We start from the raw sequence: 20251 nt of genomic DNA on the forward strand, positions 1-20251 counted from the left end.
TGGCAATTATTAAACACACACTAAAATTTCAATTGTTAACTGGCGACCAAGGTAACACATTCGTTTAATTTAAGCAAGACAAGCGGTAAATTTTTAATCAGTATTTAAGAATTTACTATCAGTTTTACAATACGATGAAGAAAGAAGGCGGCGATCACAGTTTGTCTGTGATCACCTTTACCGCCCTTCCCCTCTCCAGTTCATTATGTTCCTGCCACTGATCCTGCCGGCGTGCCAGCAGCTGTTCCATTTGCCAGGACATAAACTTTGCTTCCAGCCTTTCGAGGCAAAGCTGTTTATTCTGCAACTGTGAGCGGCTGTCCATTGCCAGCACCTGGATGCCCGATGGAAGATGTGTACCCCGTACGGCCGTTTCCACTTTATTCACATGCTGCCCGCCGGGCCCCGATGCACGGCAGGATTCCAGCTTCACATCTTTCAGGTCCCATTTCGCCTGCTCCTTTACATCAAACACTTCGACCCCCACAAACCAGTTCTTGCGCTTGTGGAACTTACGGTAAGGGCTCTCTGCGATCCACTGCACCGTACCCCGCCACTCTTTTACGAAGGCGTCAAGTTGCTTAGCGCCTTTTTCTTCCTTTATTAAAAGTACTGCGGATAACAGTGTTCCCTTCAGATCGCCCTTTTTGCTTTCCAGTACCTGGATATCCAGTCCCTGCCTGCGGGCGTCCTTCATCATCAGCTCTACCACCTTTGCCACTACCCTCGTGCATTCTGCCGGCCCTCTCCCCGCTGTTACCTGTATAATTGACTTGTTCATGTTGTTACTCTTTATGCATTCTTACAATCCGGGGTAAAAAGCGACCCTCAATGTTGACCAGTTCCTGTTGCGCAGCAATCACGCTCTCGATGTCTTTATAGGCGAGCGGATTTTCTTCCACACTTCCACCGATCAGCGTAACACCCGCATCGCCCAGCATCTTCTTTAATGCGGAGACTGTCATACTTTCCCTGGCGCGTTTCCGGCTCATCATTCTGCCTGCACCGTGTGACGCAGAAAATAAAGACTGCTCCACTCCTTTTCCGGTCACCAGGTAAGCTGCCGTGGTCATACTGCCCGGAATAATACCCGGTTCTCCTTCGTGAGCAGGTGTAGCTCCTTTGCGATGTACGATCACTTTACGGCCATCTTCCAGTCTTTCTTCCCACGCAAAATTGTGGTGGTTCTCAACAGTGATCAGCCGCTCCAGTCCCAATGCTTTCGCCATATTAATATGTATCCTGTCATGACAGGCCCTGGCATAATCACCCGCCAGTTGCATGCTGAGCCAGTACTCCTGCCCCGCCTCACTGTTCATATCCAGCCAGGCCAGTTGCTGCGCTTGTCTCGGCAGCTTGCAGGTATCCATAGCGATCTTCGTGTAATGCATCGCTACATTGGCGCCCAGTCCCCTGCTGCCGGAGTGCGATAATAGCGCGACATAATCTTTCGCCGGCAGCCCCAGTGAGTTATCTTCAGACAAACGGATCATACCAAACTCCACGAAATGATTACCACTGCCTGAACTTCCCAGCTGCCGCGCCGCTTTTGCCTGCAGCTTCTTTAATAAGTCAGTTGCCTGAAAAGCAGGATCATCCAGTACCGCATGCTCCTGTTCTACATCCAGCCCGCCTTCCATACCAAAGTGTGTCCACTCTTTCAGTGCCACCTTCATCTGGTATCCGTAACGTTTAATAAAGCTCTCTCCTTCATCGAAGATGGACAATGCCATGCGGCAGCCAATGTCTACGCCTACAGCATAAGGTATAACAGCATTATCAGTAGCCAGCACACCGCCAATGGGCAAGCCATACCCGGCATGTGCATCCGGCATCAGCGCTCCCTGTACCGTTACAGGCAGTGACATAGCGATCTCCATCTGCTGCTTCGCGCTGTGCTCAATCTCCTTACCACCGTAGATCTTCAGTCGCCCGGTCTCTTCCAGTAAATTGAACGCCGTATGATGTGTTACTTCTTCTTTTTCTATGAATGTGCCTGCGATCTTACCCAGTATTTCATCATTGATGTATTGCTCAGGCTTCTCTTTTATGCCAGACAATAATGTAATGAGCTGCTCTTTGGTATGATGCTTAAAATGTTTTGAAATAGTATTAATGACCAGACTTCTTGCACGGTCATTTGTATAACCGATCTTACTCAGTTCTTTTGTGCGTAAATTGCCCATATGGGTGCGTAATAATTGTATAGTGATGCGTATCGTTCAAATGATATCGAACGGACAATTAAGGCATGAGATACCCTTTCCGCAGGCGCAGAAGGTCTTGCTGTCGTGATTCCCGGGGTGCTCCTCCGGGACACAAACATGCAAGCCCCGCAGCAAGTGATCTGCACGATCATTCCCCGGGTGTTCATGGTACACCAGTTATACAGGCATAATAATGGAAGACACTAATGATGAATGATCATCAATGTTACTCGCTTTCCAGTAAATTAAAAAGGAAATATTACCTGTATCAGGCAGCGGGCGAAAAGGGTGATATGTGAATACGTTCTGTCATGATTCCTTGTGTTTTTAGAGGTGAACAATAAAGGAATTCGGATGCAAAGGTATATATTTTCTATGTTATATCAAGTATCTTCGTTCCATCGCTGATAATTTTTTTTCTATGAAAATATTCAACATCATCTGGGGTATCCTGTTCATCATTTTCGCAGGACTGCAATACAATGATCCTGATCCATATATATGGGGCCCCATCTACCTGTTTGGCGCCGGCTGCTGCCTGCTTGCTGCACGTGGCCGCTTTTACAGGCGGGCATATCTTATCGGTATATTTGTATACCTGGCATATGCCGCATATCTTTTCTTTGACAAGAACGGCGTTATAGACTGGGCCACAGAACATCATGGTGAGAATATTGCAGAAACAATGAAAGCAACGAAGCCCTGGATAGAAGAAACACGTGAGTTCTTCGGCTTGTTCCTTCTCATCATAGTGCTGCTGATCAATTATTTCTATGCTGGCAGACGATTGAAGAAGAGCTAGCATAAAAAAAGAGAGCCTGTATCGCAAATTGATACAGGCTCTCTTTTTTTTATTTGAAATCACTTATTTACTCATCAACTGGAAAGATGATATTCCAAGCCCGGTTTTCTCTGCCGGATCAGCCGCTTTAATCGTTACATGCAATGTATGCTCCTTCCCGTCTGCCACCGGTGCAAACGAGATCGTTGCAGTATTAGGCGCCATTCCTTTAGCTCCTACTCCAATTATAGCTTCTCCCAGTTTCTGACCATCTGCCTTATCCAGGAATATCTCTACGATATAACCATGCTGCAAAGGCTCCTGCGTGAAATAGTTAATATTGATACCATTTACTGCTGTCAGGTCAAGATTTTTGTAAGTAGCCCATCCATTGCCGGCAGGTATCAACAACTTCTTACCATCAAATTCGAATGTAGAGACACCGTCCGATTTATCAAATGATGCTGCAGCTATTTTCGGGCTCCTCAGCGTAATGGCATCGGTACCAGTAATAGGCTTGATACCAGGACCACCTTTATCAGTATAACTCGCCATCAGGTACAACACACCATTGTCTTTTTCCGGTTTCCCCACAGTAGGATCTACCGTACCGCTTACTGGCAATGATGGTGCAGCTTTGGTATTACCGCCTAATGACATCACATACTCTACCAGCTGATGCGCCTCTGACTGTGTGATGGTAGGATGCGCAGACATGGCTGTTTCGCCCCATACACCGCCACCACCTTTGATGATCTTGTCTGCCAGGTAATCAGCCGCTTTCGGATCATCTTTATATTTCTCTGCCACCTGTTTGAAGCTGGGCCCGATAGATTTTTCATCTACTTTATGACAGGTCTTACAATCGCTGGATTCTACCATGTTCTTACCGGCAATAGCGCCGGTAATGATCTGGTGCCCCTGCTGGGGAATACCGGCTTTGTCATTACCTTCCATATAGTCTGCCCTGATATACAGGTTGGCAACATCGATCTTGCCATCTGCTGTAGAGCCGTCTTCTTTATCCTTCACACTTACACTGTAAGCGACAGGCTTGCCGGGGAAATAGAACATCTTATTGCCGGTCACACTCACCTTCACTTCCGGTGTTTCATTACCAGCATACAGCTCTATACCACTGCTGCGCGTGCTGGCGCCATTGCCATCCAGCACTTCTACAGATACTGCGTATTCACCTGCAGTGGTAAAGGTTACTTCTGTTTCAGGCTCTTTGGTTTCTTTCTTATTGCCATTGCCCAGGTACCATACATATGTCAGCTGATCGCCATCAGGATCGGAAGATCCTTTCGCACTCAGTTTCGCTTTAAATGGCAGACCGCCCGACAGTTTATCGGCATGGATCTCTGCTACAGGCGCACGGTTGCCGCCATTATAGTCGATACGTGACAGGGCTGCATCCTTATTTTTACTGAACCATCCATTGCCATATTCCAATAAATACAGGCGACCATCAGGCCCCATTTCCATATCGATGATGGCATTGAATTTTGTATGTGGTATAAAATCTTCCGTCTTTGACAGGTTGAAGTCTTTGTCGAAGCTCACTGCCTTGATCCAGCCGCGTACCCAGTCGTAGATGAAGAACTTGTTGTTATAATAATCCGGGAAACGTGTTTCCTTCGGATAGAATTCATTGTAGTATACAGGTCCCGCCATTGCATTACGTCCACCACTACCCATTGAGGGGAAGTCGGGCGATTTGGCATAAGGGTACCATATAAAGGCCGGCTGCGCGGGTGGCAGGTTCTTGATACCGGTATTATTGCGTGAATTGTTCACAGGCTTTGCAGGATCAAACGCAGGGCCGCTCTTACCTGTTTCATAGTCATACAGATGATAGGCATAGTTGTTACCTACAAACATCGGATAACCAAAATTGCCCGGTTTCTTTGCCTGGTTGATCTCATCATAACCACGCGGACCACGGTTAGGATCGTCGTTATTAGCATCCGGTCCTACTTCGCCCCAGTAGAGGTATCCATTCTTACGGTCTACAGAAATACGGTAAGGGTTACGTGTACCCATTGCATAGATCTCAGGACGGGCATTAGGCGTACCTGGTTTGAAGAGGTTACCTTCCGGAATGCCGTAAGTACCATCTTCGTTGATCTTTATGCGCAGGATCTTTCCGCGCAGATCGTTGCTATTGGCAGATGTACGGCGGCCGTCATACTGCAGGTGCCCCGGGCGGTCATCCAGCGGGGCATATCCGTTGCTGACATATTTCTGTCCGGGTTCGTCGAAGGGTGTACTGTTATCGCCTGTAGACAGGTATAAGAGACCTCCGGGGCCAAAGGTGATAGAACCACCTGTATGGCAGCAGATATTACGTTGGGAATACAGCTGGAGGATGATCTTTTCAGATGCAGTATCCAGCACGTTGTTCTCAAACTTGAAACGGGACAAGCGGTTTACGGAAGTATCTGCCGGGGAATAATAGATATAAACATAATGGTTCTTTGCAAAATCCGGGTCTGCGCTCATACCCAGCACACCTTCTTCTGCATTTACATTAGGCACTTCAGTTTTATAATATACCCGCAGGAAACCGGCCTGTGTCAGTTTACGACTGGCCTGGTTATAATACATGATCTCTCCCCTGCGTTGTGCCACCAGGATGCTGAGATCCGGCAGGATGGTCATTTCAGTAGGCTCAAAGAGCTCTCCAGAAATGAGCGTGTTTTTAGTGAACCTGTTCTCTTCCGGCACACGCAAAGTGGTAGCCTGCGCATAATCGAGCATGGTATTCTTGCCGATGGCATATTTAATACCACCCAGGATATGTGCGAGATACTGTGGTTCTGTATATGATTCGTTGGTATGACCTAACTCTGTATAAAAGGCGCGGCCACCGTCGAAATCGTGGTACCAGCTGATAGGATGATCAGGTCCGTTGGTACCGCCTTCATAAGTCTTTTCATCTACTGTGATCAGCACATGTGTATGCTTGCTGATCTTCTTAAAATTATACCACTCATCGGTATGTTCCCATGTATCAGGCAGTGTAGCTGTGGCCTGGAACGTTTTGTCCTTCACCGTCAGTTTGGCCTTGTGTGTACCCGCGGGATGATTATCGAAATAAGCACCTACCAGTTCTCCATACCAACCCCACTCATATTCAGTGTCAGTTGCAGAGTGGATGCCCACGAAGCCTCCGCCTGACTGAATATATCTTTCAAAATCTGCTTCCTGGTAATTGTTCAGTACATCGCCAGTGGTATTCAGAAAGATCACAGCTGCATATTTCTGCAGCGTATCTTCGGTAAAATTGGCGGCATTCTCTGTGGTGTCTACTTCAAAGCCATTTTCTTTTCCGAGCTTCTGAATAGCCTGTATCCCTGCGGGGATAGAAGCATGCCGGAAACCGGCGGTTTTGGTGAACACCAGTACCCTTGGGTTACCGGGCCGGGTTTTCTTCTGGCAACCGGACATTACTGTTCCCAGTAATACCAGCAGCATCATTACGTACCTGATTTGCATGATATTTTAATGTTGATTGATAAGACGGCATACGGCGCCTTTCGCAGGCCGCATGCCGTAATAGGGACTAATCCTTTATTTTCCAGCTTTTAAATTCATTGCGTAGCGAAGGCCACCCATTACATGCTGCAGGTATACCGGGTCGGCATAGGACTCTTTAGTATGGCCCAGTTCCGTATAAAAAGCACGGCCTCCTTCAAAATCGTGGTACCAGCTCATCGGGTGATTGTCTCCATTCTTACCACCTTCGTAAGAACTTTCATCAATTTTGATCAGTACATGTACATCCGGGTTGAGGTCTTTGAAATTATACCATTCATCCCAGCGTGACCATTTCTCCTGCAGGTGGCGGGTTGCATCGTTGTTACGGTCTACCACCAGCAAAGTAGCCTGCTGTTGTTTAGGATGGCTGGTGAACCATGCACCGGCCAGCTTATTGTACCAGGGCCAATCATATTCTGTATCGGTAGCAGCATGGATGCCCATGTATCCGCCACCGTTATGAATGTATTTCTCCATTGCCGCCTGCTGCTCATCGTTCAGCACATTGCCGGTTGTATTGAGGAACAATACTGCAGCATAGCGCTTCAGATCTTTATCATTGAACACGCTGGCATCTTCGGTTGTATCTACAGCGAAACCGTTTTCCTGACCCAGTTTGATCATGGCCAGTTTGGCAACAGGGATACAGTCATGCCGGAAGCCGGCAGTTTTGGAAAATACCAGTAAACGGGGCATTTTTTTGAAGGATGCTGCATAGCTGTCTGTACCGGTAACCAGTGCCAGCAGGAGGGCAACAATAAAGCATGGTCCCATCCTGAAGGGGACCATGCTTATACCTGCTTTATTAGAAGCGAGGTTATGATGTTCTTCCGTACGGGACGAAAGCATTGTTTCTCTTACGTGGATCTTGCTCATGTGTATGTGGTATTAAAGTACGTGAATCTTGATGTTGCGGTACCATACCTCATTCCCATGATCCTGGAGCGCAATATGACCTTTTGCATATTCGCCAAAGCCTTTCCAGGTCTTGAATTTACTGTTGGCCAGGAGTGTTTTCCACTCTTCGCTGCCCATGGTAGTTTCTACGGTTTTAACACCATTCAGCCAGAAGGTCAGCTTACCATCCTTTTTCAGGATCTTTACCTTGTTCCATTCACCAACAGGTTTTGCGGCGTACTTCACAGATTTCTTCATGTCGTACAGATCGCCGGAATTATGTTTGGTGATCTTACCATCAGGATGTTTAGCATCATCCAGCACCTGCATTTCAGGACCGGTGAGGTAAGTAGCTTTGAACTGCGGATCTTCGTGAACGCCGAAAATGATACCGCTGTTACCACCTTCGGAGATCTTCCACTCCAGTGTTAACTCATAGTTTTCGTATTCGTCGTTGGTCACCAGGTCACCACCTGGAGCGCCGTTCTTTTTAGCTTCCTGGTCCAGTGCCAGTGCACCGTCCTGCACTTTCCAGGCAGCACTTGCATCTTTCTGCAGATAGGTGTGCCAGCCTTCGGTATTGGTACCGTTGAACAATAATTTCCAGCCCGCTTTCTTTTCTTTAGCGGTGAGGGTATTCAATTCCTGCGCGGATGTGGATAAAGAGATCAGACTGAGTGCCAGAACGGGAATAATGTGCTTCATTGCAAATTGAGTTTTTTAATAGCCGATAATTGCTATACTGCCTAACGGGAGGTAAGGCAGGCAACTACCGGCTATTTATGATAGTTAATTTAGAAAGCTGAGAGACCAATATAAAATGCCGTCTGCTATTTCAGCGACAGAACATATTTCACCATTTCCTTAGCATCTTCCTTGGACAGGTCAGCGTGAGGTGTCATTGCTACTTCACCCCAATGACCGCTACCACCGCTGATCACTTTGTCGGCCAGCATTTCTATGTTGGCATCTGTGGCTTCATATTTCTGTGCTACTTCCTTGTAAGCAGGGCCTACCAGCTTCACATCCACCTTGTGGCAGGTTTTACAATCCTTCTGCTCGATCAGGGCAGCTCCTTTAGAGGCTGCAGCTTCAGCTGCACCCGGAGTTACCATGGAATTGTCTGCCGGTGTTTCGCTGGCAGCTTCTTCTTTCTTTTCAGTTTTGTTTTCGCTGCTGCCGCCACCGCAGGAGGCCAGCACTACAGCACATAATACAACCGGCGCCAAAAAACGCATTCTCATTTTACAATCGTTTATAAGTTCCTAAATACAAATTGACTTTATAATAAAGCATACTACTTCCATAAGTATGCCTAATTACCGTAATTATTCCCAGCTAAAGCAGCATAGCATCTTTTACGAACGACCGGAAGGTAATATACTCATCATTGTACAACCCTGTATACATAATATGATGAGCAGTCCCATTATTCCCCATTCCTGATTGGTTATCTGCAGCTGACCGTTCCGTTTTACAGCCCCAATACTTTTCTGTTCAGGGCTTCATCGGCCCCTCCGCCAGCAAAGTCATCAAAGGCTTTTTCGGTAACACGGATGATATGGTTCTGGATGAACGGCGCACCTTCTTTGGCGCCATCTTCCGGATGTTTGATACAGCACTCCCATTCCATCACCGCCCAGCCACTGAAATCGTACTGGGTCAGTTTGCTGAATACGGCTTTAAAATCCACCTGGCCATCTCCCAGTGAGCGGAAACGCCCCGGACGGTCAATCCATCCCTGGTACCCGCCATAAACGCCGGAACGGCCGGTTGGATTGAATTCTGCATCCTTTACGTGGAACATTTTGATCTTCTCGTGATAGATGTCAATATATTCCAGGTAATCCAGGCATTGCAGCACGAAATGGCTCGGATCGTACAGCAGGCAGGCACGGTTATGATTGCCGGTAGCCTCCAGGAAACGCTCATAAGAAACGCCGTCATGCAGGTCTTCGCCAGGATGGATCTCATAACAGAGGTCTACCCCGTTGGCGTCAAACTCGTTCAGGATCGGCAGCCAGCGCTTCGCCAGTTCCTTAAAGCCAGTCTCTACCAGTCCTGCAGGGCGCTGTGGCCATGGATATACCGTATGCCAGAGCAAGGCCCCGCTGAAAGTAGCATGTGCATTCAGGCCCAGGTTTTGGCTTGCCTTTGCGGCATATTTCAGCTGGTTTACCGCCCATTCTGTACGGGCAGCCGCATTGCCTCTTTTATCGGCAGGCGCAAAGCCATCAAACAGTTCATTGTATGCGGGATGTACAGCCACCAACTGTCCCTGCAGGTGCGTGGACAATTCAGTGATCTCCAAACCTGCCGCATTTACGATACCCTTGATCTCGTCTGCATAGGTCTTGCTTTCGGCAGCCTTTTGCAGGTCTATCATACGGGAGTCCCAGGTGGGGATCTGAACCCCTTTAAATCCTAATCCTGCCGCCCATTTACAGATGCCTTCCAGGCTATTGAAAGGCGCAGCGTCTCCGAGAAACTGCGCCAGGAAAATTCCAGGTCCTTTAATTGTTTTCATACGTGCCTTTATTAATTAGATTTCAAACGTTGTCCATTTCTCCGTGCTCTGGCTGGAACGAACCACGTTGTCGATGAACGCCATACCACGGATGCCATCATCTACGCCAGGGAAGTCGAGTGATTCCGGAGCCGGGGTATTTCCATCCAGTTTAGCCTGCAGGGTCTGTGCGAAGTTGCGGTAAAGGTTACCGAATGCTTCGAGGTATCCTTCCGGATGTCCGCCCGGAGTACGGGTATTGTGAATGGCATAACTGCTCTGGTAGCCGCCGTAATTGCCCCCTGCGCGATATATTTCAGCCGGTTTATCCAGCCATTTTACCAGCAGTGTGTTAGGCTCCTGTTGCGCCCATTCGAGGCCGCCTTTTTCACCATACACCCTGATTTTCAGTGCATTCTCTTCACCGGCAGCTACCTGCGATGCCATCAGCACACCGGCAGCGCCATTGTCGAAACGAAGCAGTACAGCGCCGTCATCATCCAGACCGCGGCCCTCCACCATGATATGCAGGTCAGCGCAAAGCTTTTCGATCTTCAATCCGCTGATATATTCCGCCAGGTTAGCAGCATGGGTACCGATATCGCCAAAACATCCGCTCTTACCGGAACGTTTAGGGTCGGTTCTCCAGGCAGCGCCGGCACTATCTTTTTCTGTTGGTCTGCTCAGCCAGCCCTGCGGGTATTCCACCCATACCTTACGGATCTTACCCAGTGCGCCTTCAGCCACCATGCGGCGGGCCTGTTTCACCAGCGGATAACCGGTGTAGGTATGTGTGAGCAGCAGGGTCAGGCCGGTCTGTTCTACCTTAGCCTTTAATTGTTTGGCTTCATCGAGGTTGAAGGTGATCGGTTTTTCTATCACTACGTTAAAGCCTTTGTCCAGCGCCATCATCGCAGGTTCGAAGTGTGCGAAGTTGGGTGTTACGATGGTAATAAAATCCAGCCTTTCATTTTCCGGCATTGCAGCCTCTTTTTCCAGCATGGTCTTAAAATCAGTGTAGGTGCGGGCAGGGTCCAGGAATAACATTTTTCCTGATTCCAGGGCCGTTTCAGGATTTACACTCAGGGCACCGGCTTTCAATTCGATCAGTCCATCCATATTGGCAGCAATACGATGGATTGCTCCGATGAAGGCATCCTTACCGCCTCCGATCATTCCCATTCTTAACTTACGGTTCATTGGCAAAACGTTTTATTCTTTATAAGGTTTTGAGTTGTCTCTGTGACATTTAACGTGGAATAAGCAGGAAAAGAGCTTTTCCGCCGTCTAATATATAAAAAAGTACAGGCAACAATCAATATAATACGCAAAAATGCAACAAGCATGAGGGTTTTTACCACCTCCTGCATGAAAGTCCTGACCTGTACAATTTTTAAATACGAACGCGCTGCCGGCATTATCCTGCCCTCTCTACGCTGGCTATCCCTTCCATTTCCGCAGGGCATTACGGCCCCTTATACGGTTGATGGGCTGCCCTCAACACTGCAATTGCGAAAAGTATCCATGAGCACGACAGGGTACTTCCGGATACCCGTTCATAACGTAAGCGCTACAATCACCGCCGGCAAAAACCCTAAATGTAGAAAACTCCCGCCACATTTTTGTGTGATATTTTCATGAAGAGATTAGGTAGAACTACCTACAAAAATGGCTACTTTTGTCCTACGAAAGTGTTACAGTTGATACCATTTAGTATACACGAAAACATGATTCCGGAGATGCATAACGAATAAGAGAAAGATAAATAAAAGGCTAAAAAACAAAGTTTTATAAAAAAAGAAAGAGCCAAATAAGACTATCCGGCTCTTGTTTTACTATCCTATGAAAACCCTAATAATGTAAAGGTAAAGTGTTGTAACAAATGATAGTGTTAAATGGTCGTTAATAAATAATATTTTTTTCCAAACGAGCTGACCTATTAATATTTTTTTTCTACATACTTTTTTCGCTTCTTTGCACACGTTTACGGCTAAATGGCCGCAGGATTTAGAAAATTGTCATTATGTCACAACTGCTTTCCGTGATCATTCCGGCTTACAATGAAGAAAGATATATATACGATATCCTTGAAAGGGTACAGGCAGTAATGCTGAATGGTGATGTGGAAAAAGAGCTGGTTGTAGTGGACGATCATTCCAAAGACAATACCGGCGGAGAAGTAGCGCGTTTCCGTGCCGCCTATCCGCATGTTAAGCTGCAATACGTACGTCATGAAGTGAACAAGGGCAAAGGCGCTGCGCTGCGCACAGGTATTCAGCAGGCCAGCGGCGACTTCACCATCATACAGGACGCGGACCTGGAATATAACCCGGAAGAATACAACCGCCTGCTGAAGCCCATGTTACAGGGTGTGGCAGACGTCGTATATGGATCACGTTTCATGGGAGATGGCCCTCACCGTATCCTCTTCTTCTGGCATACTATCGGGAACAAGTTCCTCACCTTCCTGTCCAATGCACTCACCAATCTGAACCTGACAGATATGGAGACCTGTTACAAACTGTTCCGCAGCGCTGTTATTAAACAGATCGAGCTGAAGGAAAACCGTTTCGGATTTGAGCCGGAAGTAACCGCCAAGATCAGCCGGGTACCTGGCATTCGTATATACGAAGTAGGTATTGCTTATTATGGCCGTACTTATGCAGAGGGCAAAAAGATCAACTATAAAGATGGTTTCCGTGCTATTTACTGCATCCTGAAGTACAATATCTTCTCACGGCAGAAAAAGGTTGTGCAACTCAATAAGTAATCCAATACATCATCCTATTACTCCATTATTATGTTATTCCTGTTAGTTAAATTTCTGTATATCATCATACTATCATTCCTGTATGGATATACGCTGCAGCAATTTATACATAACAGGATCCTGAAAAACAATCCCGGGCTGCCGCATTTCCCGCTCATTGCGCTCAACGGCCTGCTGGCCATCACCGTGCTGGCCTCCTGCCTGTCCATTTTCATGCCCCTGGCTGGTGTGGCACACGGCATTATACTGGTTACGGCATTGTGTTGCTACATGTTCCAGCGCGCTGCCATCCATCAGCAGGTATCGGCTTATGCAGAACAGGTACGCAACGCGGGAAGGCCCCGGCAGTTGCTGGCCATTGCAGCCATTATATATGTGCTGTATCTTTCGGCACAACAGCCTTTTACCTACGATGAAGGTCTATACTACGCACAGTTCATCAAATGGATGCAACACTATAAAGCAGTACCGGGACTAGCTAACCTGCATGAACGCTTTGGTTATAATTCGCACTGGCATGTACTTTCAGCCATTTTCAATTTTTCCTGGCTGAGCGGGATCGATGATAATCGCCTGAATGGTGTCTTGTACCTGCTGACGGTATTATATCTGTTTCCCCGTAAGGATGATACCAATTTCATTGCCATGTTGAAGGCAGGTCTGCTGGTAATGGTCAACATGCCCCAGTTTGGCGTTTACTACATTATAGCCCCTGCTGCAGATACTGCTATATACTATATCAGTTGTATGGTGGTGGTAAGCTGGCTGGAAAAAAGCGCAGCGGGAACATCTCCGCTTCAGAGCGAGAATGGCGTGTTCATGTTGCTGGCGCCCATCTTCCTGCTTACAGTAAAGGTATCGTCCATTCCCATTCTTATATTGACGCTCCTGATGTTCTGGCAGGTATTGGTTCAGAAAAAATATACCCAAATACTCGTACTCTGTGGAATCGGTATCGTGATCGTGGCGCCCTGGTTAGCCAGGAATGTCATTCTTTCCGGTTACCCGCTTTTTCCCCTGGAAATGCCGGACCTGTTCCATACCGGATGGGCGGTCCCAAAGGAGGTGATACATGCTACCCGGCTGGATGTTACTGTCTTCGCCCTTTACCGGGCAAGTGATATTCAACGGTATTTATCCGAGAACATTATACAACAGTATAGCAACTGGTTCCTTCATAGTCTTCGCATATATGATAAACTGATCGTATTGGCCGCGATGGCATCGCCCATACTGGTATTTATCCGCCGTAAGCAATTGCCGGCGGGTTTTGTTCCCCTATATATCTTTTTATTGCTAGGCAGCTGCTTCTGGCTGAAACAGGCGCCGGATCCACGCTTTGGATACAGCTACCTCGCTCCGCTGGTGATATTGACAGCTATATTCTGCTTCCCTGCACTGCAATTAAAGTATATCCGTATCCCAATTTTTTGTGTGACATTGTTATTCCTGGCCGGCACACTTGTGTTGCGGCATCATCTGAATAAAGTGTTTGTAAGTGAGAAAATAGTCAATGAAGCCCCTGCCAACAGCTTTTTGTTAATGCCTGTCCCTTATGCATCAACAGAAATTATTCAACACAATGCGCCTTTCCCGGTCAATACGACACCTTCCGGACTTTGCTGGACCGCACCTCTTCCCTGTGCCGATTTTCTGCCAAACGGGGTTAAAAGGAGGGGGACTTCCCTGGGGGATGGTTTCGCTCCTGAGCGGTAATGTTTCGTCGTCGCTTGTTCGATGCTAGTTCGATGCTTGTTCGTCCATAATATTTCGGATGTAGCAGGTTATTTTGTGTTTTTCCCTGGTTTGTCGTTTCACATTCCATGTTTCCCCTGTTCCATGTTCCGTGTTTCGATTTTCCGTGTTCCGTTTCACGTTCCCGTTTCCCGTTTGTCGTGTTCCGTGTTCCGTTTCACGTTCATGTTTTCCATTCCCCGTGTTCCGGTTCCGGGTTTCCGTTTTCCGTTTCGTTCCCCGTGTTCCGTGTTTCGTTTCACGTTCCAGTTCCGTATTCCGGTTCCCGTTTTCCGCGTTCCGTGTTCCGTTTCACGTTCCCCGCGTTCCATGTTCCGTTCGCCGTTTCGTTCCCCGTGTTCTGTTTTTCGTTTCACGTTCCAGTTCCGTATTCCGGTTCCCGTTCCCCGCGTTCCGTGTTCCGTTCGCCGTTTCGTTCCCCGTGTTCCGTGTTTCGTTTCACGTTCTCGTTTTCCCCCGTAGCTATCGCTACGGGCTACAAACACCTGGACTCCTGACGGAGTCCTATTATGTTTTGTTGTTTGCGTTTGTTAGCATGTAGGCCTTAGTAACTGACAGTAGCGTACATGTTCGGTATCTCTATAGCACCAGTAGTCTTAACTTACGTTCATCTTACGTCTTGAACGTAAGTTTAACGTAAGTTAAGACTACTGGTACACCGTTGGTACCGGATACATACTATACTCCAAACAGTGGTTATTCCCCAAAACGGCCCCTAAGTGAATCTTGTGTTGTTTTCCTGGATTGCAGCCATAATGAATTATACCTCTCGAAGAACCGAAAATGGCGGTCTCCCGGTTCAACCCGATCCTGATTAAGATAAGGTCCAGTCGAGGTTCGGTCAAGGTTCGCTCGAGGTAGCCTCATCTTCCCTTAATCTTCCGTTGCGGAACGGAAGATTAAGGGAAGATGAGGCTACCTCGAGCGAACCTCTGCTAAACAATCAAACCGGCAATTATATATCCCAATATGAAAACTTAATCTGCACTAATACATCCCGAGTAATGATCAAAATGCTCAGACCGCCGTTCTGTCTGAAACCACGGATTCACTACAACAACTAATGACAATTCTTCATCAGTCCGCTATACAAACATTTTGTACTTTTATTTAATATTTCAGTAAATCCTATGAGTAGAATCCTATTATCCTTATCGCTGGCAACTGTGATGTATGGCTGTAGCGCTGCCGGAAAACAGAAATTTCCTTCGTCGACAAAAGACTACGCACTGGCAGACGCAATGCACTACGATCACGCAATTATTGACGCACTAAGAGAAACAGTACCTGGCAACATTAACAGATTAAAACCAACATCAGACGAGGCAATCGACAACACTACACTGGGAGATGCACTGCAATTCGAGTACGAAGTGAATGCAGATAATGCCGAACATTATGAACAGCTCAGAACATCATTAAAAGAACAGGGATACCTGTTGTTCAAATCAGAAGAAAATTTTGGCACTACTCCCGATAAATTTGCCGTCCTGAAAAGCAGGAATCAATTCGATATCGTAAAATTCCGGGCTACTACCGGTGCGAATTATAACATCAGCAATGACAGCATTATGCTGAAATTGCATGAGTGGTATCAACAACAGCCTTTCGAGATCACGGGCGCCGATGCAGACTGGGTGGAAGTGCATCTGCTCAAACTCACATCGCCCGGGGCCCTCTCATTTGCCAGCGAAGTTGCTGCCTTCTGTCCGGACCTGACAGAACAGGGCACTGAGACCGTAGAGAACCTGGCTGCCGAAATGTTACATACCAGGCGCTTATTCCTTTGGTGGGATTAAACAGATTAAATAACAGTATTTTAACATTTGAAGCCGTTCCGGTCAGCCGGGGCGGCTTTTTTGCACCCGCTAACAGCTTCCGCTTCCTTTAAAGGCCCCTACCCTGCTGTATTCTGCCTAAAAATAGGCGCGCGCCTGCCATAATACGGCATTTAGCCTTCACTATGTGCAAATAATTCCTAATTTTACAGGCCTTGCCAAAACCGGGTTTCCAGTCTGACAGCTTGTCATCCGATGCTGCATAAGCACAATATTTGGGTAAGGTAGTCAGGCACGATAGGACTATCGTCCTTTGACTGTACAACTGTTTTAACAATCATTCGTAATAAACACAACATGTTAGGTTTTTTAACTAAACTTTTTGGCGGGCACAAGTCGGAGAGAGATATCAAAGCTATCGAGCCTATAGTGAGGCAGATCAATGAAGCGTTTGAAAAACTGCAATCCCTTCCTGTAGACCAGCTGCGCAACAAAACGCAGGAGTTCCGCCTGCGTATCAGTACGCATCTGTCAAAAATCGACGGTACCATTGCCGAAAAGAAAGCTGCGGCTGAAAATGTACATGACGTAGCAGAGAAAGATACTATCTACCAGGAGATTGATAAATTAAAGAAAGATCGTGATACACAGCTGGAAGAAGTACTGAAGGAGATCCTGCCTGAAGCCTTCGCCGTTGTGAAAGAAACTGCGCGCCGCTTTTCACAGAACCCGACCATCACGGCCACGGCTACTCCGCTGGACAGGCAACTGGCAGTGAAAAAGGATTATGTCACTATAGAAGGTGACAATGTGACGTGGAAAAATACCTGGACGGCTGCAGGTAATACCGTTACATGGAACATGGTACATTACGATGTACAGCTCATCGGTGGTATCGTGCTTCACCAGGGTAAGATCTCCGAAATGGCTACGGGTGAAGGTAAAACCCTCGTTTCCACTCTCCCTGCCTACCTGAACGCCCTTGGCGGTGAAGGTGTGCATGTGGTAACAGTGAACGACTACCTGGCTCGTCGTGACTCCGAATGGAATGGTCCTATCTTCGAATTCCTCGGCATTACGGTAGACTGTATTGATAAACACCAGCCTAATACCCCTGAGCGTCGCAATGCCTACCTCGCGGATATTACCTATGGTACAAATAATGAGTTCGGCTTTGACTACCTGCGTGATAACATGGTGCATAGCCCGGACGAAATGGTACAGCGTAAACACCACTTTGCCATGGTCGATGAGGTGGATAGCGTACTGATCGACGATGCCCGTACACCGCTCATCATCTCCGGTCCTATCCCCCGTGGAGAAGAACAGGAGTTCTACGCATTAAAACCACGTATCCAGCAGCTGGTAGACGCACAACGCAGAGCTACCAACCAGTTCCTGATCGAGGCAAAGAAACTGATAGCTGAAGGTAAAGACGATCCGAAAACCGGTGGTCTGGCCCTGATGCGTGCATGGCGTGGTTTACCAAAGAACAGCGCCCTGATCAAGTACCTCAGTGAACCTGGTGTAAAAGTGCTGTTACAGAAAGCTGAAAACTACTACCTGGCAGATCAGCAACGTGAAATGCCGAAAGTAGATGAAGAACTGTACTTCACCATCGACGAAAAAAACAACAGCGTTGACCTGACTGAAAAAGGTATCGGCCTGATCACCAAAGCCGGTGAAGACCCACACTTCTTCATCATGCCCGACGTTGGATCTGAAATAGCAGAAATAGAAAAAAGCAAAGAGTCCGCAGACGAAAAGCTCCGTCGCAAAGAAGCGCTCCTGCAGGACTTCGCTCAGAAATCCGACCGTATCCATTCCGTTCAGCAGTTGCTGAAGGCATATACCCTCTTCGATAAAGACGTGGAATATGTGGTAATGGAAGGTAAAGTAAAAATAGTAGACGAACAGACAGGCCGTATCCTGGATGGCCGTCGTTACTCCGACGGTCTGCACCAGGCGATTGAAGCAAAGGAAAACGTGAAAGTGGAAGCTGCTACGCAGACCTTCGCTACCGTAACCCTGCAGAACTACTTCCGTATGTATCACAAACTGGCGGGTATGACCGGTACGGCTACTACAGAAGCCGGTGAGTTCTGGGAAATCTACAAGCTGGATGTGGTAACCATCCCCACCAACCTGCCTATTACCCGTAAGGATGCGGAAGACCTCGTTTACAAAACCAAGCGCGACAAGTACAAAGCCGTTATAGAAGAGATCAAGATACTACAGACCGCTGGTCGTCCGGTACTGGTGGGTACCACCTCCGTAGAGGTATCCGAATTGCTGAGCAAGATGCTCACCTTCGAAAAGGTGCCACACAATGTATTGAACGCGAAACAGCACGCCCGTGAAGCGCAGATAGTAGCAGAGGCTGGTTTGGCCGGCGCTGTGACCATCGCTACCAACATGGCAGGTCGTGGTACGGATATCAAACTCGGACCTGGTGTGAAAGAAGCGGGTGGTCTTGCCATCATCGGTACTGAACGCCATGAAAGCCGCCGTGTAGACCGTCAGTTGCGTGGTCGTGCCGGTCGTCAGGGAGATCCCGGTACTTCACAGTTCTTCGTGTCTCTGGAAGATGACCTGATGCGTATGTTCGGTTCTGACCGTATTGCCGGTCTGATGGACCGCATGGGCTATAAAGAAGGTGAAGTGATCCAGCACAGCATGATCACCAAATCTATCGAAAGAGCACAGCGTAAAGTAGAAGAAAACAACTTTGGTATCCGTAAGCGTCTCCTCGAATATGATGATGTGATGAACAAACAGCGTACTGTGATCTACAACAAACGTAATCACGCCCTGTTTGGTGAACGTCTGGCCATCGATATCGACAACGCGTTCTATGATGTAGCAGAGAAACTGGTTACCACGCACAAAGATTCCGGTGACCATGAAGCCTTCAAACTGGATGTGATCGTCAATTTTGCTATTGATACAGACATTACCCAGGAAGACCTGGCCCGTACTGATATCAATACACTTGCCGGCCGTCTTTATCAGCAGGCAAAAGAAAGCTACGAACGTAAAACAACTGAACTCGCGGAAAATACACTGCCTGTTATTGAGCAGATCCACCGCGAACAGGGGCATCATATCGAGAATATCTCTATCCCGTTCACTGATGGTAAACGCGGTATGAACGTACTGGCCAACCTGCAGAAAGTAGTAGAGACCAAGGGTTACGAAACTATCAATGCACTGGAGCGCAGCATTACGCTTTCATTGATCGATGATGCATGGAAAGAACATCTGCGTGCAATGGACGACCTGAAACAATCCGTTCAGGGAGCCGTTTACGAACAGAAAGATCCATTGCTGATCTATAAATTCGAAGCATTCGAGCTCTTTAAAGAACTGAATGCCGAGACCAGCCGCGAGATCGTATCATTCCTCTGCAGATCAGGCATTCCTGTTCAGGAAGACAATCGTCCGCCTCAGCAGCAGCAACAACAGCAGCAACAGGCCCCACAACGTCCTGCGCAACCGCAGATCCGTGAGGGACATGAAGAAAAGACCGATATGAGCCGCATGCGTGCTTCTCATCAGGAATTCGAAAGCAGCAACGGACAAACTATGGTGGAAGAATATGCAACCAATGCAGAACCATCAAAACAGGAACCCGTGAAAGCAGGTCCGAAAGTAGGCAGGAATGATCCTTGTCCTTGCGGAAGCGGAAAGAAGTTTAAACAATGTCACGGAAAAGATCTTTAGTTCTTCCGTATAGATATAACTGGAATAGCCTGTATCGAATTGATACAGGCTATTTTTTTCCAAATACCTGATGGCGCCCCGACAGGCCTTAAACAATACGCCAGGCCCCGATTTAACCCTGGCAGCTTCTTTATTGAAATCGAAAGCAGATAATATTTTGCTATTTCCCTGCGCAGCCTACACATATTTTTACGTAGATTTGGAGGACCAACGTCGTCTTATTGCTTTTTAAGGACAAACAGCAGGGTACGAGAACACTATCAGATCTACCTCAAAAGATCTGCAACACCA

The 20251-nt window shown here is 47.4% G+C and carries 13 protein-coding genes; 5 read left to right on the forward strand and 8 right to left on the reverse strand.

The window, feature by feature from the left end; genetic code table 11:
- Positions 1-154 precede the first annotated feature (154 nt).
- Positions 155-781 (reverse strand): peptide chain release factor H, encoded by a 627-nt coding sequence (gene prfH, locus MYF79_RS32210; protein WP_247811911.1) that lies wholly within the window; start codon positions 779-781, stop codon positions 155-157.
- Positions 782-785: 4 nt separating this feature from the next.
- Positions 786-2186, reverse strand: a complete 1401-nt coding sequence (locus MYF79_RS32215) for an RtcB family protein (RefSeq protein WP_247811912.1) — start codon at positions 2184-2186, stop codon at positions 786-788.
- Between the two features lie 442 nt (positions 2187-2628).
- Between MYF79_RS32215 and MYF79_RS32220 the strand changes: the two genes are divergently transcribed.
- Positions 2629-3009: a transmembrane 220 family protein gene (locus tag MYF79_RS32220; RefSeq protein ID WP_247811913.1), complete on the forward strand. Its 381-nt coding sequence runs from the start codon at positions 2629-2631 to the stop codon at positions 3007-3009.
- Positions 3010-3072: 63 nt separating this feature from the next.
- Here the strand turns inward: MYF79_RS32220 and MYF79_RS32225 are convergent, their stop codons facing one another.
- The 6 genes from MYF79_RS32225 to MYF79_RS32250 form a co-directional block, all read right to left on the reverse strand.
- Positions 3073-6489: a ThuA domain-containing protein gene (locus MYF79_RS32225; RefSeq protein WP_247811914.1), complete on the reverse strand. Its 3417-nt coding sequence runs from the start codon at positions 6487-6489 to the stop codon at positions 3073-3075.
- 75 nt (positions 6490-6564) lie between these two features.
- The gene (locus tag MYF79_RS32230; RefSeq protein ID WP_247811915.1) at positions 6565-7407 is read right to left on the reverse strand and encodes a ThuA domain-containing protein; all 843 of its coding nucleotides are present in this window, start codon (positions 7405-7407) and stop codon (positions 6565-6567) included.
- A 12-nt stretch (positions 7408-7419) separates the two neighbouring features.
- Positions 7420-8133 carry a DUF1080 domain-containing protein gene (locus MYF79_RS32235; RefSeq protein WP_247811916.1) on the reverse strand — a complete coding sequence of 238 codons (714 nt, stop codon included), beginning with the start codon at positions 8131-8133 and terminating at the stop codon, positions 7420-7422.
- Between the two features lie 125 nt (positions 8134-8258).
- Positions 8259-8672 carry a c-type cytochrome gene (locus tag MYF79_RS32240; protein WP_199653566.1) on the reverse strand — a complete coding sequence of 138 codons (414 nt, stop codon included), beginning with the start codon at positions 8670-8672 and terminating at the stop codon, positions 8259-8261.
- A 230-nt stretch (positions 8673-8902) separates the two neighbouring features.
- The gene (locus tag MYF79_RS32245) at positions 8903-9955 is read right to left on the reverse strand and encodes a sugar phosphate isomerase/epimerase family protein (protein ID WP_247811917.1); all 1053 of its coding nucleotides are present in this window, start codon (positions 9953-9955) and stop codon (positions 8903-8905) included.
- 15 nt (positions 9956-9970) lie between these two features.
- A complete protein-coding gene (locus MYF79_RS32250; RefSeq protein ID WP_199653568.1) occupies positions 9971-11134 on the reverse strand; it encodes a Gfo/Idh/MocA family protein in 1164 nt (387 codons plus the stop codon).
- 823 nt (positions 11135-11957) lie between these two features.
- Between MYF79_RS32250 and MYF79_RS32255 the strand changes: the two genes are divergently transcribed.
- The 4 genes from MYF79_RS32255 to secA all read left to right on the forward strand — a co-directional run bounded on the left by MYF79_RS32255 (position 11958) and on the right by secA (position 19960).
- Positions 11958-12704: a glycosyltransferase family 2 protein gene (locus tag MYF79_RS32255; RefSeq protein WP_247811918.1), complete on the forward strand. Its 747-nt coding sequence runs from the start codon at positions 11958-11960 to the stop codon at positions 12702-12704.
- A 30-nt stretch (positions 12705-12734) separates the two neighbouring features.
- Entirely contained in the window at positions 12735-14420 is a 1686-nt protein-coding gene (locus MYF79_RS32260) for an LIC_10190 family membrane protein (RefSeq protein ID WP_247811919.1), read from the forward strand.
- A gap of 1169 nt (positions 14421-15589) precedes the next feature.
- Positions 15590-16258, forward strand: coding sequence for a DUF4253 domain-containing protein (locus MYF79_RS32265; protein ID WP_247811920.1), 669 nt, complete (start codon positions 15590-15592; stop codon positions 16256-16258).
- 336 nt (positions 16259-16594) lie between these two features.
- Positions 16595-19960, forward strand: a complete 3366-nt coding sequence (gene secA / locus MYF79_RS32270) for a preprotein translocase subunit SecA (RefSeq protein WP_247811921.1) — start codon at positions 16595-16597, stop codon at positions 19958-19960.
- The last annotated feature ends 291 nt before the right edge of the window (positions 19961-20251 follow it).

Origin of the sequence: Chitinophaga filiformis, assembly GCF_023100805.1 — a bacterium.
Classification (GTDB): domain Bacteria; phylum Bacteroidota; class Bacteroidia; order Chitinophagales; family Chitinophagaceae; genus Chitinophaga; species Chitinophaga filiformis_B.

Coding starts and splice junctions, on each gene's coding strand:
- prfH (WP_247811911.1), bottom strand. CDS start 781: ATGAACAAGTCAATTATACAGGTAACAGCGGGGAGAGGGCCGGCAGAA.
- MYF79_RS32215 (WP_247811912.1), bottom strand. CDS start 2,186: ATGGGCAATTTACGCACAAAAGAACTGAGTAAGATCGGTTATACAAAT.
- MYF79_RS32220 (WP_247811913.1), top strand. CDS start 2,629: ATGAAAATATTCAACATCATCTGGGGTATCCTGTTCATCATTTTCGCA.
- MYF79_RS32225 (WP_247811914.1), bottom strand. CDS start 6,489: ATGCAAATCAGGTACGTAATGATGCTGCTGGTATTACTGGGAACAGTA.
- MYF79_RS32230 (WP_247811915.1), bottom strand. CDS start 7,407: ATGAGCAAGATCCACGTAAGAGAAACAATGCTTTCGTCCCGTACGGAA.
- MYF79_RS32235 (WP_247811916.1), bottom strand. CDS start 8,133: ATGAAGCACATTATTCCCGTTCTGGCACTCAGTCTGATCTCTTTATCC.
- MYF79_RS32240 (WP_199653566.1), bottom strand. CDS start 8,672: ATGAGAATGCGTTTTTTGGCGCCGGTTGTATTATGTGCTGTAGTGCTG.
- MYF79_RS32245 (WP_247811917.1), bottom strand. CDS start 9,955: ATGAAAACAATTAAAGGACCTGGAATTTTCCTGGCGCAGTTTCTCGGA.
- MYF79_RS32250 (WP_199653568.1), bottom strand. CDS start 11,134: ATGAACCGTAAGTTAAGAATGGGAATGATCGGAGGCGGTAAGGATGCC.
- MYF79_RS32255 (WP_247811918.1), top strand. CDS start 11,958: ATGTCACAACTGCTTTCCGTGATCATTCCGGCTTACAATGAAGAAAGA.
- MYF79_RS32260 (WP_247811919.1), top strand. CDS start 12,735: ATGTTATTCCTGTTAGTTAAATTTCTGTATATCATCATACTATCATTC.
- MYF79_RS32265 (WP_247811920.1), top strand. CDS start 15,590: ATGAGTAGAATCCTATTATCCTTATCGCTGGCAACTGTGATGTATGGC.
- secA (WP_247811921.1), top strand. CDS start 16,595: ATGTTAGGTTTTTTAACTAAACTTTTTGGCGGGCACAAGTCGGAGAGA.